Here is an 18,163-nt window from a genome sequence, read left to right on the forward strand (position 1 = left end):
CAATTTTTTCCCTTTTCATTTAGTAGATGTAAAAAGTATAAAATGGTTGCGTCATTAAATTGAAATAATTAAAATAAGTGGTATTTTTGAAGACAGTTTAATAAAGAATATAGAACAATGAGTAGTGAAAAAGACGCAAAATTAAAAGCTTTAAAATTAACTTTAGACAAGTTAGATAAGGCTTATGGAAAAGGAACAGTAATGAAAATGAGCGATCAAGCGGTGGTGGATGTTGAAGCCATTCCTTCAGGCTCATTAGGTTTAGATATAGCATTAGGCGTTGGTGGTTATCCAAGAGGCCGTGTCATTGAGATTTATGGTCCAGAATCTTCTGGTAAGACAACTTTAACGTTACACGCCATTGCAGAGGCACAAAAAGCAGGTGGAATTGCTGCGTTTATAGATGCAGAACACGCTTTTGACAGATTTTATGCTGAAAAATTAGGTGTGGATATTGATAACTTAATTATATCTCAACCAGATAACGGGGAGCAAGCTCTAGAAATTGCAGATAACCTTATTAGATCGGGTGCTATTGATATTGTCGTTGTGGATTCGGTTGCTGCGCTAACCCCTAAGAGTGAAATTGAAGGCGAAATGGGAGATTCTAAAATGGGATTACATGCTCGTTTAATGTCTCAAGCTCTAAGAAAGCTAACCGCTTCTATCAGCAAAACTAATTGTACGGTGATTTTCATTAACCAATTACGTGAAAAAATTGGTGTAATGTTTGGAAACCCAGAAACAACAACTGGTGGTAATGCCTTAAAATTCTACGCTTCTGTACGTTTAGATATTAGACGTTCAACACAAATTAAGGATAGCGACAGTAATATTATGGGTAATAAAACCCGTGTGAAAGTGGTTAAAAATAAGGTAGCTCCACCTTTTAGATTAGCTGAATTTGACATTATGTATGGCGAAGGCATCTCTAAAGTAGGAGAAGTTTTAGACTTAGCTGTAGATCATGACATTGTGAAAAAGTCTGGTTCATGGTTTAGCTATGGCGACACAAAGCTTGGACAAGGTCGTGATGCCGTAAAAATGTTAATTAAAGACAACCCTGAATTGATGGATGAACTTGAAGAAAAAGTAAGAGCCATTATAAACGACGCTAAATAAAAGCTAAAAAAATCCTGATTATTCAGGATTTTTTTGGTTTAAGACGCAACCATTTTACATCTTTTGCATCTATAAAATGTAATTAATTGTAATTAACTATGAAAAGATTCGCCCTTTTGGTATTGGTTTTTATTTCAGCATTTACATCTTGTAGCTTAGATGAGGATACCGTAAGTGTTAGAACGGAGACCATGGCAATTGAAAGTGTTGACATGCCAGACCATTTTGTGCAGGGAGAGAGTTATGAAATTCTCATAACATATAACAGACCTTCAAACTGCTATCTATTTTATGATTTCTTCTATCAAATCACTGGAAATGAACGTGTCATTGCCGTAATAGATACAGTTTATGTTGATAGCGTATGTGTTGAAGAATCCGTATCTGCAACTGTAAGTCTTAACTTTAAAGCAACAGGAACAGAAACATATCTTTTCAAGTTTTATCAAGGAGTAGATGAATCAGGAGAAGATCTTTATTATTTAGTTGAAGTACCTGTTATTAATAGCAGGCCAGTCTCCAAATAAACAGTAGAATATTAATTATTATTTAATCCCTTAACTGATGTGAGTTTAGACAAGCTCATAAAAAATTGTATTAATAACGATGCTCAAGCTCAAAGCCAATTATACAAGCGTTATGCAAGTAAATTATTTTCGCTTTGTCTTAAGTATTCAAAAAACTATGCAGAAGCAGAAGATAACCTGCATGATGCATTTATAACGATCTTTAATAAAATAGAGCAGTATAATAATAAAGGTTCTTTTGAAGGTTGGTTAAAGCGTATTACAATTAACACCGCATTACAACGCTACAGACAAGACGTTGGTGTGTACGATATAGTTAACGAAGGTAATATTGAAGATGTCACCGTAGATATTGATGATGATGGCATAAGTATAGATTATCTACTAAAAATTATTCAAGAATTACCGGATAGATATCGTTTGGTATTTAATTTGTACGTGTTAGATGGATATTCTCATGTTGAAATAAGTGAATTAATAAATATTTCAATAGGAACGTCAAAATCTAATTTAGCGCGTGCACGTATAATTTTAAGAGACAAAATTGAAGCATTTAAAGCGAAGTCAAATTCGTTATAATTATAATGGATAGTAAAAAAAACATAGACCGCCTTTTTCAGGAAAAGTTTAAAGACTTTGAAGCTGCTCCTAGTGATGCTGTTTGGGATCGTATAAACGAAAGTCTTCCTAAGAAAAAGAAAAAACGAAGAGTTATTGCTCTATGGTGGCAATTTGGAGGTGTTGCAGCCCTTATTGCGCTATTACTAACGGTTGGAATTTCTGTATTTAACTCAGATGACAATAGCACCCATGATTTTCCTATAGTAAATACCGAAGGCGAAACTGATTCTAAACTAGAAAATAATGATTCAACAACCAATGAAACTCAAAGAGTGTTGCAGGCTACGGAGGATGACAGCATGAAGATCGTAGAATCTACTCCAGATTCTGATGATCAATCGGATATAAAAGATTCAGAAAACCCATCTACTCAAAAACCAATTTCACCGCATCAATTAAAGACATCGAAACAACAGCTTGATGCTATCGCTAATTCTTCCAAAGAGAATAACAATCGATCGACGAATAAACAGCATAACTTAATAACAGTTCCTAATAAGAATGCAGGCAATAAAGTTGCCAATCAAATTAAAACTGACTCTAATTCAAAAGTTGATAAAAGGAATTTAAATTCTAAGGAAGAAATAAAATCAACGGTAAATAAAACCATTAGCAAAAGAGAAACTGCCATTGTGGATAATACCTCAACTAAACAAGTAGATGATGAGTCGGCAGCATCTGATTTAAACAAGACGGATCTTACGGAAACAGAAAAAGCTCTACTTAAAGATTCAGAAAAACAATCTATTGAAGAGGCTATTGCAGAAAACAGGAGTTATACTAAAGAAGAAGAAAAAGAGATTAACCACAACCGATGGAGTATCGCGCCAAATGTTGCTCCTGTTTATTTCAATTCCTTAGGTCAAGGGTCGCCCTTGGATCAACAATTTAATAAGAATTCCAAAAATAGTGACGTTAGCATGAGCTATGGAATAACAGGAAGCTACACTATTTCTAAAAAGCTAAAAGTTCGTACTGGAGTTAATCGTGTCAACCTAAATCAGACCACTTCAGGTGTATATGCTTATACAGGAGCACAAACTGTATCTAGAGGTGAAAATGCCCAGTTTAAAAATATTGAGTTTACAGAAAACGCACCAAATGTGTCTCTTATAAGTTCAAAAATGATGAACACTTCCTCTACTCCACAGCTATTAAACAGCAATTCACCTGGTCATATTGAACAGAAATTTGGATTTATAGAAGTGCCGTTAGAACTAGAATATCGCTTAATAGATAAAAAAATTGGGATTAATGTGATTGGTGGTTTTAGCACCTTCATTTTAAATGAAAATGAAATTTATGCTGATGTGAACGGAGCTAGTATCCTAATTGGAGAAGCCAACAACTTAAACAACACAAGTTTTAGCGCCAATTTTGGTTTAGGAATGGATTATAGTCTTTCAAAACAATGGAACATCAATCTTGAGCCAACATTCAAGTATCAAATAAACACCTTTAATAATACTTCAGGAAAATTCAATCCCTTTTTTATCGGAGTTTATACTGGATTACAATTTAAGTTTTAAGTAAAGTTGCTGAAACAAATAAGCTATGGTGAAGCAATAATGAGAAAAGCCACTCTTGGTTAGGGTGGCTTTTTTTTATGTTAGTTTGAACTATCTATTCTTTTAGAGACACACCACCCAGTTCGTTTAGAATTAAATTTCTAGTTTTTTGATTTAAAGATTTCGTGTCTGCTGAAGTCAAACCCTTTGTCGGCAAAAAAGAGTGAATTCTTGCTCGCATTTTCCCAGGACTTCCACTAAAAAAAGTATATGAAAAACGTTTTTTATTATCATAGAAGGTAATTGGAACCACAGGTATCTGATGATTGATAGCCAAACGAAAAGCACCATCCTTGAAGTCGTCTAACACTATATGCTCTTCAGGAACTCCACCTTCCGGAAATATACAAATACTTACCCCCTGCTTCAAACGTCGTTGCGCTCTAAGGAATACCGCTTGTCTACTTTTTGCACTACTTCGATCTACCAAAATACAGGTCCGCTTATAAAAGAAACCGAATAACGGAATCTTAGCCAGTTCTTGCTTACCAACAAATACAAATGGATTGTCTACAGTAACTAACATCATCATAATATCGGCCATAGAGGTATGGTTAGCTACAAACATATAGCTCTTTTTAGGGTCAGGGGTTTCATCGCGCTTAATAATGTATCTAAATCCCATTCCTATTAGAATAAACTTCGCCCATATTCTAGCTAGCTTAAAAAAATACGGATACCACTTCTCTCTAGATATTGAAATAATAAGTAAGGGAAACATTACAATAATAGGAATGGCCACCAAAAGATGAAACCAAATACGATACAAAAGCCACAGCGGGTATTTTATTATTGCCATAGCGTCAAAACTAATTAATTAAATTAAATGGCTTCTTATAGTTGGACTAAAAAATTTATCTTTGCTTTTAGTTCAATTTTGAAGTTTAATTTAATGAAATACCTGTTTTCGCAGGTAATGTTATGGCAAGAATTTTAACAGGAATACAAAGTACAGGCACACCACATTTAGGAAATATTTTGGGTGCAATATTACCAGCAATTGAAATGGCAAATGATTCTAAAAACGATTCATTTCTATTTATTGCTAATCTACATACGTTAACACAAATAAAAGATGCTGAAGCCTTGAGAAATCACACGTATTCAGTGGCGGCGACTTGGTTAGCTTTTGGTTTGGATATTGAAAAAACCGTATTTTACAGACAAAGTGATGTTCCTCAAGCAGCTGAATTATCTTGGTATTTAAGCTGTTTCTTTCCATATCAACGATTAACCTTAGCTCATGGTTTTAAAGACAAAGCAGATCGTTTGGAAGACGTAAACGCTGGTTTATTTACCTATCCCATGTTAATGGCTGCAGATATTCTTTTATACGATGCTGAAATTATTCCGGTAGGAAAAGATCAATTACAACATATTGAAATGACACGAGATGTCGCTTCTCGTTTTCATGCTAAAATGGGAGAGACGTTTGTTTTACCAAAAGGAAAAATTCAAGAGAGCAATATGCTCATTCCTGGTACAGACGGAGAAAAGATGAGTAAGAGTAGAGGTAATTTTATCAATATCTTTTTACCAGATAAACAACTGCGAAAAAAGGTAATGTCTATTGAAACTGATAGCACTCCTCTTGAAGATCCAAAAGATTGGTCTACCTGCAATTGTTTTGCAATTTATAGTTTACTAGCTAACGACGAACAAATAGCAGAAATGAAAGCTAATTACGAAGGCGGAAATTATGGATACGGTCATGCTAAACAGGCCTTATACGAATTAATTATTGAGCGTTTTTCTGAACAAAGGGAGCGATACCATTATTATATGGATCATCTAGATGAGGTTGATGCTGCTTTAGCAAAAGGAGCCGCTAAGGCCAAGGTTGTAGCCGATAGTGTTTTACAACGTGTTAGGAAAAAAGTTGGATATTAAGCGCAACCTTTTCCTTTTAAAGTCATCTATCTATTAGATAATAATAAAATATTTTAAAATGAAAAAAATTGCTCTATTAATGTTCTTAGCTATAGGTTTTTATAGCTGCAACAATGATGATTTAGGAACTAGATTGAATTATTCAATTGCTGAAATTACCGGTGCGGAATTACCCGAGTCTTTTGATTCAGGGGAAATCTATAATATAGACGTACATTATGAATTAGTTAATGCCTGTCATAATTTTGTTTCATTCAACTTTAATGAATTCGAAGATCCAGAAAGTGAATCTACATATGTTATCGAAGTGGCAGCTATAACTTCTTATGATGCAAATATAGTTGAATGTACTCAAGAAGGAGAATTAAGTGGAATGAGCACTATTCAGAATATCTCGTTTAACAATATGAATTATTCTACTTATAGATTCAAATTCTTAACAGGATATGGAGAAAATGAAGATGAGCAGTTCTTAATTATTGAAGTTCCAATGCAAGAGGTAGAGAATTAAATAACCTCAAACAATTTACCGGGCAAAGGTCTTACTACACCTTTCAGTTCCATATTTAGTAAAATGCCAGCGAGTTTATACGTTGGCATTTCGCATTTCAAAGCAATTACATCTAATTGCTCTTTATTATTTTCCTTGAGGAACTTATAAATAATTTTTTCATCAGGTTCCAGCTCGACAAATAATTGTTGTTGTATGGCTGGTTTTTTATCAGATTCTAATTTCCAATTGAGCATATACGGCACATCCATTGGTGTTGAAAGCAGGTGCGCTTTTTGAAATTTAATCAAATTATTACACCCCACACTTTGACTATCTGTAATTCGACCTGGCACAGCAAAGACCTCTCTATTATAGGAATTCGCAATATCTGCAGTGACTAAACTCCCACCTTTCTCAGCTGATTCTATGACGATGGTTGCTTCACTTAATCCTGCAATGATTCGGTTTCGTTTTAGAAAATTGTTTCTATCAAAAGGATCTGTACTCCAAAAATCAGTATAAAACCCGCCATGTTTTTCTATATCTGCGACATACTTTTTATGAACTTTAGGATACACCTGGTTTAAACCATGTGCCAAGCAACCGATGGTTTGTAAATTGTGTTTTACTGCTGCCTTTTGAGCTGTAATATCAGTTCCATAAGCAAAACCAGAAACTATAATAGGATTGAATTGTGCTAGTTCTTCCACCAATTTTTCACAAAAGGCAATTCCGCTAGTTGTTATTTTTCGAGTTCCAACGATACTAATTATGGGTTGTTGCTTGATATTGATATGCCCTGACTGAAATAAAACAATAGGTCCATCGATACAATGTTTCAAGCGTTCTGGGTAGCTATCTTCGGTAAAATAATGAGCTTTTATATTGTTTTCCTTTATAAATTTTAATTCTTGTTCAGCTTCTTCTAAATGGATCTTATCATATAATCCATCGATAGTTATTGCCCCAATACCAGCAATTTTTAGAAGCTTAGATTTCTTTTCTTTAAAAATAGCTTCCACCGTACCACAATGACTAATGAGTTTCTTAGCTGTTGTAGATCCTATTCGTGGTACGTGCTGTAAGGCTAAAGCATAAATAAGTTGCTGATCAGTCATTGAAAATGAAATACTTAAGTAAATTACACCATATCTCTACGAATATAATTATTTAATTTTTGATTTGTAAATCATCCTAATTCAGCGTAAATTGTTTTAGCGTTCATTTTTTGAAGTTAGTATAATCAGGAAGCACGCATTATTTCGAAATACAAAAAAATATCAACAAAATTTAATTTTTGAAACTAAAGAAAATCAAACAGATAGAACAGGATTTTTTATGATGTTAATAACTAAATTGGACTTAACGACAATCAGAATTAAAAATTTATAACTTTGCTTTATTATGCAGTTAGAGACTTACATTAGCGACCTATTATACCGTTACGATTGTGTTACAGTTCCTGGATTTGGAGCTTTTTTAACCCATCGTGTTTCGGCGAAGATTCATGAATCGTCACAAACATTTTATCCTCCAAAAAAGGCATTAGCTTTTAATGAGCAATTACAACAAAATGATGGCTTATTGGCTAATTATATGGCTGAGGTTGAAAACATCCCTTATTCAACTGCTGTAAATAAGATTTCTAAACATGTGAAGTCTATAAAGTCCTATTTAGTTGAAGGGGAAACTATTCAATTTAAGAATATTGGTGAGCTTGTTTTAAATACAGACGGCAAAATTCAGTTTCATCCTTCTAACCAAATTAATTTTCTTACTGATGCTTTTGGTTTATCTGACTTCAATTCACCGAATATTTCACGTGAAGTATTTAAAGAAACGGTTGAAGCGGTAGAAGAAACAGCACCTATTTCTCTAACACCAGAAAAGCGATCTAACAGAAATTGGTTAAATTATGCCGCAGCCGCTGTGGTTGTATTAGGCTTAGGTGGAATTGGAGCAGCAACGTACTATTCTAATACCATTGAAAACCATAATCAATTAGCTCAAGAACAAGCTAATGACCAACTTGACACTAAGGTTCAAGAAGCCACTTTTGTAATCAGCAATCCGTTACCTGCAGCTACATTATCTTTAGAAAAGCAAAGTGGTAATTTCCATATTGTTGCTGGAGCGTTCAGAGTGGCCGAAAATTCAAAAAAGAAAGTGAGCCAACTTAGAGAACTAGGTTTTAAGGCACGTACCATTGGTGAAAATCGATATGGATTACATGAGGTGGTTTATGGAAGCTTTGAAACAAGAGCCGAGGCACAGCGTGAGCTTAATAATATCCGCCGTAATCACAATCGCGATGCTTGGATTTTGATTAAGAAATTAAAATAAATTTACAGCTACTCAATCTTATTAATAATTAAACGATTGATTGACTAATTGACGTCTGTCCATATTGAACTCGTTTTGCGTGACGATATCGTTATTTGTCCACTAGATAGACCCTGAATCAACGATAAATTCTGTTCTCATTTATTGATAGCATAGCGTCTTTTTAACATAAACATACATTTACATTCTAAAATCGCTCTATCTTTGCATAAATTTCAATTTTTATGCAACCTAAAACCGCATTTCAGTCTAAAACTGTTGCTACAGATTTAGTATTACCTAGTGAAACCAATCCTATCAATAATTTATTTGGTGGTGAGTTATTAGCCCGTATGGATAGAGCTGCAAGTATTGCTGCCAGAAGACATTCAAGACGTATCGTAGTCACCGCATCAGTTAACCACGTTGCTTTTAATAGAGCCGTTCCTTTAGGAAGTGTGGTAATGATTGAAGCCAAAGTATCTCGTTCATTTAAGTCGTCCATGGAAGTGTATATGGATGTTTGGATTGAAGATCGTGAGTCTGGAGACCGCATAAAAGCCAATGAAGCTATTTATACATTTGTGGCCGTAGATGAAACAGGCCGCCCTGTGAGAGTGCCAGAACTCATCCCTGAAACCGAATTAGAAAAAGAACGCTATGATGCTGCTTTGCGACGTAAACAATTGAGTTTAGTCTTAGCAGGTAAAATGAAACCATCTGAAGCTACTGAATTAAAAGCTCTTTTTGAGTAATTTTATGTCATATAGTATGTAAGTATAAACGCCTAAAATGTTGTCATTTTAGGCGTTACTTTTTTGGAATTTAATGTCTCTTAAAACCTAGCCAACCAAGGTTCTGGATTAATCACCTGATCGTTTTTATAAATTCTAAAACCTAATAGCGATTCGCCTTTTATTTTATTAGTAAACACTTTACCAATCACCTGTCCTGCTTCAACCTTATCTCCTTTCTTCACATTCACCTGTGATAGATTCATATAAACACTAAAATAAATTCCGTGTCTAACAAATACCGCAGGATTTCCATTCTTAATAATCAAAACTCTTGAAACTTCACCACTAAAAACGGATTTAACATCTGCTTGTGCTTCAGTGGCTATGTATATACTTTGATAGTTTTGGGTTACTGTATTATCAATTAATGAGCGTTGTTTTCCATATTTTATTTTAACAACACCTCTAGAAACCGGCCAACCTAATCGTCCTTTATTCGATTCAAAATTTGAAGATAATTTCTTAGCTTCAGGTGTTAATACAAATTTTCCTGAAGATGAGGTTTTTCCTGTTTTCTTATTAGAAGCCGCAATGGTTTCTTTAATAATACGATCAATCTCTTTGTCTAAACGAGCAGCTTCTCGTTGCTTCTGTTTCACCTGATTGGCGTATTTGCTCATTTCCTTCTTTAGCGATGCTACTAAAACTTCACGTTGTTTTAATTCTTCTTCTAACTCCCTCTTGGCAATTCGGTTTTCTTCTATGAGCTTATCCTTGTCTTTTTTTTGTTTAGAAAGCTGAATATTTAAATCCTGCAACTCTTTAGTTTTAGTCTTAATGGCTTCGCCTTGTTCCTTTTGATAATTGGTATACTGCTTTATGTATTGAAGGCGTTTGTAGGCTTGTTTAAAGTTATCTGAAGACAATAAAAACATCACTTTGCTTTGCTCAGATTTGCTCTTATAAGATTTTACAACCATCGCTGCATAATCATCTTTCAATTCCTGTAGTTGTGTTCTTAAACTCGTTATCTCCTTTTGGTTAGCATTGATTTCTCTTGTCAATAAATTAGCTTGTTCATTGGTAATCCTGATGAGATTTTTTCTAACACTAACTTTGTAATTTAAGTCCTCAATTAAGGTTACAGCAGACTTTTCCTCTTTCTTTTTAGAAAATAATAAAGCATTAATCTGCTTCATTTCTTTTAAGACCTGTTGTCTTTGTTGCTCCAATTCTTTTTGTTTTGCACTTTGTGCGAAGATTGAGGAACACGACAATAATAGTCCTATTATGAGTGTTGTATAAAAGCGGTTTTTCGTCATTATTTTATCTCAATTTCTTTATAGCCTGAAGGAATATTAAACGGAAAACGTACAGCTTCATTCAATGAGACCGATTTAAATTCCATAGTAATAATCACTTCATCAGTATCTTCAACCGCTATTATTCTTATATACTCTGGAATTATTTGATTCTTAACCTCTTGGTAAGAGGCATAATCTGCTTGAAGCATCCTATTTTTCGATTGCTGGTACAATTGTAAACTATTCATTTTAAAATGCGACGGATTAATTAAATAAAACAATTCTAACAAGACATTTTGATCTTTAGGGTGAAGCGCATAAGAATTATTACTCACAGAAACTTCGTGAGGCTCATCTTTCAAATCATATATAGCTTGACCTAATAAAATGTTTTGAACTTTGTTAAAATCCAAATCAACGCCTACAAAATCGCTTAATAGTTTATAGTCACCATCAAAAAATTCGTTGTCTAATTTATTATAAAACCTTACCCTATTTGGAGTAATCATCATACGTGCCATTCCAATTGGCGCACTTAACCATATTACCTTGTCCTTTTCCATTCTAAGGCTAAATGTATGACCTTGCTCTTTATCGCCCTCTATGAGTTCTATTTTCACTCTGGCTTGCATGGTTTTAAAATCCGCATCGTTTTTATAATGTTGTTTTATCACCTGCTTAGCTGAAAGCTTATCACTGGCCTCTCCAGATTCAATGACACTTTTGGTAGAACTACAATTAAATGCGAATACCATTAGAAGCGCACAGAGTGTAAGTTTGGGGAATTTATAAAATTGGAATAATTTCATTTATAGTTGTGCTTTTAGAGCTTTTGCCTTCTTAGCAAACGTTTCTGATTTACTAATATTATTCAAAGCTTTGTAGGCTAAGCTTAATTCTGAATAGAAATCGGCTTCCATATTTGGGCTATCAACTAAAAAGTCTAATCCCATTTCAAGATTATCGATAGCTTTTTGTGGATGTCCTAAATTATTATGAGCTACCCCATTTACTAAATATAAAAGAGGTTGTGCAGGATACAGAGTTAGAGCACGCTCACTTTCCGTTAATGCCGAATTATAGTCTTTTATATCTATTTGAAGTAATAAGACATCTTTAATTAATTTGTAATCGTTAGGGTTCTGCTTTAGGGCTTCTTTAAAATTAGACAGGGCCTTAACCTTATCTCCTGCCTTGAGATAATACTGTCCTAAATCGTGATGTGTTTGGGCGTCTTTATTTTCATCCACTAACGACGTGATGTCTATTAAATCGGTTTCATACTCCGGGTTTTTAGCTACAAAAGCTACAAAATCTTTAAGCACCTTAGCTTTGGCGTTTGCATTAATTTCCGGACTGGTTAAAACGATTTTTACAGAATTTATAGCCTCTTTAACCTTATCATCCTGAAGATAAAACTTATATAAAGCTAAGTGCACAAATTTAGAATCGGGCTTTATCTTTAATAAATTTGTTGCTGCCTTATAAGCATTTTTAAAATCTCGTGTTTGGCTATATCTATAGATAAGTTTTAAATGATTATCCTCATTATTTGGACTATTGGCGATTCGTTGCTTTAAGTTATCAATACGATCGTCTGCATTTCCTGTAATGCTATAAATATCATTTCGCATAGCGTCTCTCGATTCGCTAAGACCATACTCCGCGTCTAGCTCATCTAGTATACTTAAAGCTTGTTTATACTTTTCTTCTCTTACATATAAGGCCGCTAAATCTTCTTTATAATCTGGATGATACTTTACTAATTGCTTAATTGTTTTTAAGGCATTTTTTATATCATCTTGCTGATAGTAAACGTCGTAAAGTTCATCTAAAAACCACACATTATCCGGTTGCATATCGATAGCTTTTTTTAAAGCATCTTCTGCTGCTCCGAAGTTTTTCAGTTTATTATAGTTTTTACCTAGTTCGAAATAAATCACAGGTAATTTGCTATTGAGATTTAAACACTTTTGAAGAGCCACCACTGCTCTATCATAATTCTCGATGCCTTTTTGCTTTAAAGCTTCAAAAAAATGTTCTTGAAATTCATCTTCAACATTTCCTAAATCGTCATCAGGCCTTTTATTAAAATCAACTTGAGCATAAGACGACTGCGGAATAAATAATATTCCGATGAGCATTACTAGTATGTAGAAGTTTCTTTTCATAGTTATTCCTAAAAAAAAGGAATCTGTTTTTCTGAGCTTTTTCGCATTAACTATTTGATAGTTCGGGTTCAAAAGTTATTCCAAACTACAATTCATAAAATTAAGACGATTAAGGCACGTTACTCTATAACGGTATAATCCCCAATACTAATCTTAGTAAACTCACCATTATATTTAACGTGATTTCCTATCATCGCTTCATCTAAATTAGCGTTTTTAATAGTGCTTTGGTTTTGTATTAAGCTATTTTTAACGGTTGAATTTTCAATGACACAATCTTTACCTATTGAAACATAAGGGCCGACCGTTGTGTTCTTCAATACGGTTCCTTTTCCAATATAGCATGGTTCAATGACTTTTGAGTTTTCAAGAACCACAGAATCATCTATTAATTGTTCTTCTTTGTCTGCTGTTAAAAAGCCCAACATTTTAGCATTGGTATCTAAAGTAACAGCTTTATTTCCACAATCCATCCATTCGTCTACCGTTCCCGTCTTGAAGACTCTACCATCAGCCATCATTCGTTTAATCCCATCGTTTATTTGGTATTCTCCACCGTTCATGATGTTTTCATCTAAAACTTCCTGTAGTTTTTCTTTTAAAACCGCTACATCTTTAAAGTAATAGATTCCGATAACCGCTTGATCACTAACAAAAGTCTCAGGTTTTTCAACAAGCTCTACAATGTTTTGTTCATCGTTCAACTTAACTACACCATAAGCTTCTGGATTCTCTACCGATTTGGTCCAAATTACAGCATCTGCAGTAGGGTCTAAATCGAACTCCGCTCTAATTAAAGTATCTGCATAAGCAATCACTGCAGGACCTGTTAGAGACGGTTTTGCGCTCATTATAGCGTGACCTGTACCCAAGGGTTGGTCTTGTCTATAAATGGACGCCTTAGCTCCCAAATCTTCAGCTAATTCGGTTAAACTATTGACAACATCATCACCAAAAAATGCTGGATCACCTAAAACAAAAGCTATCTCTTCTATCGGTTGTTTTAATACCTTAGCAATATCTTTTACTAAACGGTGTACAATAGGTTGCCCTGCAACTGGGATTAATGGTTTTGGCACGGTTAAACTATGTGGTCTTAATCGAGATCCTCGACCAGCCATTGGTACTATTATTTTCATATTTATGCCTGTGAAATCAGGTATCTTTTAATTGTTAAACTTAATTTTTAATTTTATTATAATTCAGATTCCAATTGGTACTTAAATCAGCCCAACTAGGATTCATTACTTCTATATTATCATTCTCACCTTTGTAAATTCCGCCATTAGCTTATTTGTCATTTTAATAGACATACCAATGTTTCATTCTTAATTGTGTTGAGATTCTTACGTTCTCAGGAATTGGTCACTTAACTCCCGTACTCCCAAAACCACCTTCACCACGATCGGTTTCAGAAAGCTCTTCTACTTGAACCCAATCTGCTCGTTCGTGTTTAGCAATTACTAATTGAGCTATACGTTCTCCACTTTCTATAGTAAATTCTTCGTTAGATAGATTGACTAAAATCACTCCAATTTCTCCTCTATAATCGGCATCAATTGTTCCTGGTGCATTGAGTACGGTGATTCCTTTTTTAGCTGCTAGTCCACTTCTAGGTCTTACCTGAGCTTCGTAACCAATTGGCAATTCTATAAACAAACCTGTTCCAACAATACTTCGTTCTAAAGGCTTTAAAGTTCTTGGTTCTGATAAATTGGCACGCAAATCCATTCCCGCAGAAGCGATAGTCTCATAATGTGGTAATTGATGATTGGATTTATTTATAATTTTTATTTTCATAGGTGTTTTTCTTTTAAACTGTAGCCTTTATATAGACTCATACATGATATAAAAACAATCGTATATCTACTAACGCATCAATTATTTATTTAGCGCCTGTTTCAGTTGATTCTTTTCTAAGAACACAACCATTCCCAAAAATACAATTATCATAGCAATTCCAATAAAATATTCACCTCGATACTGATAAAATGAAAGAACAGCAAAACTTATAGAGGTGGCCATATAAAGTCCGATTTTCTTCAAATTATAAGGAATTGGATAATATTTTCTTCCGAAGTAATACGAAAGCAACATCATAACACTATAGGCCGCTAATGTTGCTACGGCCGATGCTTTATAACTATAGGTTTCAATAAACAGGAAATTAATAGCCAAAGTAACTAAAGCGCCTACAACAGAAATATAGGCTCCAAATTTAGTCCGATCTGTAATCTTGTACCAAACGGAGAGGTTGTGATATATTCCAAGACAGAAGTTAGCTAAAAGTACAATAGGTACAATAGACATGGCCTCCCAATAATCTTCACTTCGAATAATGTATGGTTTTAACAAATCGGCAAACACCACAACAAAAAGTAAGATAACAGAACCAAAAGCTACAAAAAACTCTAAGATACGTGCATAATTTTTCTGTGGATTCTTTGTTTTAGCATGACTAAAAAAATAAGGTTCAATTCCCAATCGATAGGCCGTTGCAAAAAGCGTCATAAACAAGGCTAATTTATAACAAGCAGAATACATTCCTATATCGGTTTCTGCAACATCTGCAGGCAATAATTCTTTCAGTAATATTCTATCGAAAGTTTCATTGATTGAAAAAGCAACACCAGCAATTAGCACAGGTATTGCATAGCGCATCATTTTCTTCCATAAGATTGTATTGAATTTATACTTAAGTCTAGTATAAAAGGAAAGCATTAAAATTAGGGTGAAGGCACTCGCTACTAAATTGGCTATGAATATATAACTGACCTCATAGTTGGGCAGGTATAGTATTTCGAAAACTCCTCCATTTTCCGCAAGGTCTTTTAAAGCCAATAAGAAGAATAGATTTAAGCCTAAATTGATGACAACATTTAGAATTTTTACAATGGCATAACGCATCGCCTTTTGATTCGCCCGTAACCATGCAAATGGAATGATGACTAAAGCATCTAGGAGCAATATCCAAATCACCAAGTTGATGTATTTTACATCTATATCAATATAGGAAGCTATTTGATTTTGAAATATTAAGGCTACCGCGAAGAAACCTAATGAGGAAGCTATTAATGATATTGTTGAAGTCCCTACTACTGCATCCTTATCTTCATCTTTGTTGAAAAAACGAAAGAATGCAGTTTCCATTCCATATGCTAAAATCACATTAAACAATACAAAGTATGAGAAGATGACGGAGACTTTACCATATTCAGCAGGACTTGAAAGTACGTCTGGACTAGTATAAAGTGGCACTAATAAAAAGCTCAACATTCTGGGTAACACCGTTGCTAAGCCATAAATAAATGTCTGTTTAAAAAGTGATTTGAATCCGCTCAATGCTATAGTTTTAAGTGGATAAAAGTAAAGATATAATGTTTCGAAACAAAGATGAATATTATCTATCTCAAATAATGCGCTTTCACTTTTATAACCTAAAAGTAAAACAATTAATATACTAAGACGGAGAAAGTAAGAAATACTGTAATCCCATAAAAAAAGCCCTACTAAATCATTAGTAAGGCTTTGGTTATATATTTTAAATTATTTATTCCTCTTCTTCGTCTATAGATGCTAAAACTTCTTTATTAGGAGTATAGATAGTTGGTGGTCCATTTTCATAATATGTGCCAGCTACTTCATGCACTTGTGCAATTTTCATATGCTTTAAAACTCCATTTTCCTTATAGCTAATAACACACTCTTCATCATTTAAATCAAAAGGATAATCAGCTGGTTTTTCAGGTTTCTCAAAAGTGTAATAAGGAGACGGATTTTTAAGCAACGCAAAATACTTATTTCCTTGTTCTACTAATTTCCCTTCAAGATTTCTAAAGTAAATCCTTTCTAGAGTGACATTCTCAGGTTTGTCCACAACGGGTACGAAAACATTCATACCTGTTCCACCGACTTTGATACCTGCATACCATTCTTGAAAGACAACAGGTTTTACTTCAAACGAATTAGGTTCCTCAAACGATTGGGTAACGGCTTTAGAGCTTGAACATTGATAAGTTGAGGAAAAACCAATGGTCAAAACAATAATTAAACTCGCCTTTCTTAATAATTTCATATTCATGTAGGTTAAGATTAGGAGCTGCAATATAATTAATATTTTAATACAAACCCTATTAAACACATTTTTTTCCGACGTAATGTCGTTTTCTGTAGGAATTTATCTATTTTTTTAACTTTTATTAGTTTTAAAAGAAAACTATTTATTCTTGTCGGATTATAGCTGAATGTATAGTCTTACAATAGTTTTCTAATTGTTCATTAAATATTTCCGCTAAAAATTCCTTATAATTTTTCCTACAAATATGATTTTTTATAATCTACCTAAAACACTTTGTAGAACCTTAAAAATTAAAGATTTATGACACTAACTAATCAGAATAATATTGTTTAAATCAGTTAAAACCACAAAAAAACCTAACTCTTTCAAGTTAGGTTTTAGTTTATTTAGCCAATCTTCATTCAGAATCCGAATGACTATATATGTATTTTAAGCTTATAGTGACAAATTTATAAGACTTAGGTCTAGTTATTAAGTGCTTCCGCACCACCAACGATCTCTAAAATCTCATTTGTAATTGCTGCTTGACGTGCTTTGTTATATGTCAATTTCAACTGATCTCTTAATTCAGTAGCATTATCAGTTGCTTTGTGCATTGCCGTCATACGTGCACCGTGTTCCGAAGCAAAAGAATCTCTAATACCTTTGAATAATTGTGTTTTTAACGACTTTGGAATTAACTCTTCTACAATTTCTAACTTAGAAGGTTCAAAAACGTAATCGACATTAAGCTCCTCTTCCCCTTCCATTGGAACAATCGGTAAGAACTGCTCTGTCATTACTATTTGTGTGGCTGCATTTTTAAAGTGATTATACACTAATTCAATTTTATCAAATTCACCAACCACAAATTTCTCCATTAGCATTTCAGCTATATCAGAAACATTATTAAAGGTTAAATCATCAAATATCTCACTATAGTTTCCTATAACTCGATTTTGCTTAGCAAATGCATCATTCGCTTTTTTACCAATAGCTAAAACAGACACGTTTTTATCCGCGTAAACATTGTTTATTAAGTGTGACGTTTGTTTAATTATATTTGAATTAAACGCACCACATAAACCTCTGTTTGATGTCACCGCAACAAGAAGTACATTTTCTACTTCACGTTGTTCTGCATACTTACTTCCTACATTTTCATCTAAGGTTGCACTTAAGGTCTGAAGTAACTCTGTTAACTTATTAGAGTAAGGACGCATTGCAGTAATTGCATCTTGAGCTTTCTTTAACTTTGCAGCAGATACCATTTTCATGGCACTAGTAATCTGCATCGTTGAAGATACCGATGTTATTCTGTTACGTATTTCTTTAAGATTAGCCATTCTTA

The 18,163-nt window shown here is 33.8% G+C and carries 18 protein-coding genes; 8 read left to right on the top strand and 10 right to left on the bottom strand.

Annotated features, from left to right (window positions below; translation table 11 throughout):
- Positions 1-117: 117 nt before the first annotated feature.
- From recA to DFQ11_RS03345, 4 genes are all read left to right on the top strand, one after another.
- Positions 118-1,122 carry a recombinase RecA gene (gene recA / locus DFQ11_RS03330; protein ID WP_110474245.1) on the top strand — a complete coding sequence of 335 codons (1,005 nt, stop codon included), beginning with the start codon at positions 118-120 and terminating at the stop codon, positions 1,120-1,122.
- 98 nt (positions 1,123-1,220) lie between these two features.
- Positions 1,221-1,649, top strand: coding sequence for a hypothetical protein (locus DFQ11_RS03335; RefSeq protein ID WP_110474247.1), 429 nt, complete (start codon positions 1,221-1,223; stop codon positions 1,647-1,649).
- Between the two features lie 39 nt (positions 1,650-1,688).
- Positions 1,689-2,228: an RNA polymerase sigma factor gene (locus DFQ11_RS03340; protein WP_110474249.1), complete on the top strand. Its 540-nt coding sequence runs from the start codon at positions 1,689-1,691 to the stop codon at positions 2,226-2,228.
- A 5-nt stretch (positions 2,229-2,233) separates the two neighbouring features.
- Complete coding sequence (locus DFQ11_RS03345; RefSeq protein WP_110474251.1) at positions 2,234-3,799, top strand: hypothetical protein; 1,566 nt, start codon at positions 2,234-2,236, stop codon at positions 3,797-3,799.
- A gap of 94 nt (positions 3,800-3,893) precedes the next feature.
- On the opposite strand, the gene DFQ11_RS03350 is transcribed toward DFQ11_RS03345, so the two are convergent.
- Positions 3,894-4,637: a lysophospholipid acyltransferase family protein gene (locus DFQ11_RS03350; protein ID WP_110474253.1), complete on the bottom strand. Its 744-nt coding sequence runs from the start codon at positions 4,635-4,637 to the stop codon at positions 3,894-3,896.
- A gap of 122 nt (positions 4,638-4,759) precedes the next feature.
- Here DFQ11_RS03350 and trpS point away from each other — a divergent pair, with 122 nt between their 5' ends.
- Entirely contained in the window at positions 4,760-5,728 is a 969-nt protein-coding gene (gene trpS, locus DFQ11_RS03355) for a tryptophan--tRNA ligase (RefSeq protein WP_110474255.1), read from the top strand.
- Positions 5,729-5,786: 58 nt separating this feature from the next.
- Positions 5,787-6,239: a hypothetical protein gene (locus DFQ11_RS03360; RefSeq protein WP_110474257.1), complete on the top strand. Its 453-nt coding sequence runs from the start codon at positions 5,787-5,789 to the stop codon at positions 6,237-6,239.
- Here the strand turns inward: DFQ11_RS03360 and dprA are convergent.
- On the bottom strand, positions 6,236-7,339 hold the full coding sequence (gene dprA / locus DFQ11_RS03365) for a DNA-processing protein DprA (protein ID WP_110474259.1): 1,104 nt from the start codon (positions 7,337-7,339) through the stop codon (positions 6,236-6,238). The genes DFQ11_RS03360 and dprA overlap by 4 nt on opposite strands.
- Before the next feature lie 286 nt (positions 7,340-7,625).
- On the opposite strand from dprA, the gene DFQ11_RS03370 reads away from it, so the two are divergent.
- Together DFQ11_RS03370 and DFQ11_RS03375 are read left to right on the top strand one after the other, a co-directional pair.
- Positions 7,626-8,564, top strand: coding sequence for an HU domain-containing protein (locus DFQ11_RS03370; protein ID WP_110474261.1), 939 nt, complete (start codon positions 7,626-7,628; stop codon positions 8,562-8,564).
- 224 nt (positions 8,565-8,788) lie between these two features.
- Positions 8,789-9,298 carry an acyl-CoA thioesterase gene (locus DFQ11_RS03375; protein WP_110474263.1) on the top strand — a complete coding sequence of 170 codons (510 nt, stop codon included), beginning with the start codon at positions 8,789-8,791 and terminating at the stop codon, positions 9,296-9,298.
- A gap of 80 nt (positions 9,299-9,378) precedes the next feature.
- Here the strand turns inward: DFQ11_RS03375 and DFQ11_RS03380 are convergent, their stop codons facing one another.
- From DFQ11_RS03380 to atpG, 8 genes are all read right to left on the bottom strand, one after another.
- Positions 9,379-10,602 carry a murein hydrolase activator EnvC family protein gene (locus tag DFQ11_RS03380; protein ID WP_110474265.1) on the bottom strand — a complete coding sequence of 408 codons (1,224 nt, stop codon included), beginning with the start codon at positions 10,600-10,602 and terminating at the stop codon, positions 9,379-9,381.
- Entirely contained in the window at positions 10,602-11,393 is a 792-nt protein-coding gene (locus DFQ11_RS03385) for a DUF4292 domain-containing protein (RefSeq protein ID WP_110474267.1), read from the bottom strand. The genes DFQ11_RS03380 and DFQ11_RS03385 overlap by 1 nt, the downstream gene beginning before the upstream one ends.
- The gene (locus DFQ11_RS03390; protein ID WP_110474812.1) at positions 11,394-12,755 is read right to left on the bottom strand and encodes a tetratricopeptide repeat protein; all 1,362 of its coding nucleotides are present in this window, start codon (positions 12,753-12,755) and stop codon (positions 11,394-11,396) included. It lies immediately after the preceding gene.
- A gap of 119 nt (positions 12,756-12,874) precedes the next feature.
- Complete coding sequence (locus DFQ11_RS03395; protein ID WP_110474269.1) at positions 12,875-13,894, bottom strand: sugar phosphate nucleotidyltransferase; 1,020 nt, start codon at positions 13,892-13,894, stop codon at positions 12,875-12,877.
- A 226-nt stretch (positions 13,895-14,120) separates the two neighbouring features.
- Complete coding sequence (dut, locus tag DFQ11_RS03400) at positions 14,121-14,555, bottom strand: dUTP diphosphatase (protein ID WP_110474271.1); 435 nt, start codon at positions 14,553-14,555, stop codon at positions 14,121-14,123.
- Positions 14,556-14,636: 81 nt separating this feature from the next.
- Positions 14,637-16,097: an oligosaccharide flippase family protein gene (locus tag DFQ11_RS03405; protein WP_110474273.1), complete on the bottom strand. Its 1,461-nt coding sequence runs from the start codon at positions 16,095-16,097 to the stop codon at positions 14,637-14,639.
- A 208-nt stretch (positions 16,098-16,305) separates the two neighbouring features.
- On the bottom strand, positions 16,306-16,830 hold the full coding sequence (locus DFQ11_RS03410) for a hypothetical protein (RefSeq protein WP_146221498.1): 525 nt from the start codon (positions 16,828-16,830) through the stop codon (positions 16,306-16,308).
- 467 nt (positions 16,831-17,297) lie between these two features.
- The gene (gene atpG / locus DFQ11_RS03415; RefSeq protein ID WP_110474277.1) at positions 17,298-18,158 is read right to left on the bottom strand and encodes an ATP synthase F1 subunit gamma; all 861 of its coding nucleotides are present in this window, start codon (positions 18,156-18,158) and stop codon (positions 17,298-17,300) included.
- Positions 18,159-18,163 lie beyond the last annotated feature (5 nt).

It is taken from the genome of Winogradskyella epiphytica, assembly GCF_003217215.1.
Taxonomy (GTDB): Bacteria; Bacteroidota; Bacteroidia; order Flavobacteriales; family Flavobacteriaceae; genus Winogradskyella; species Winogradskyella epiphytica.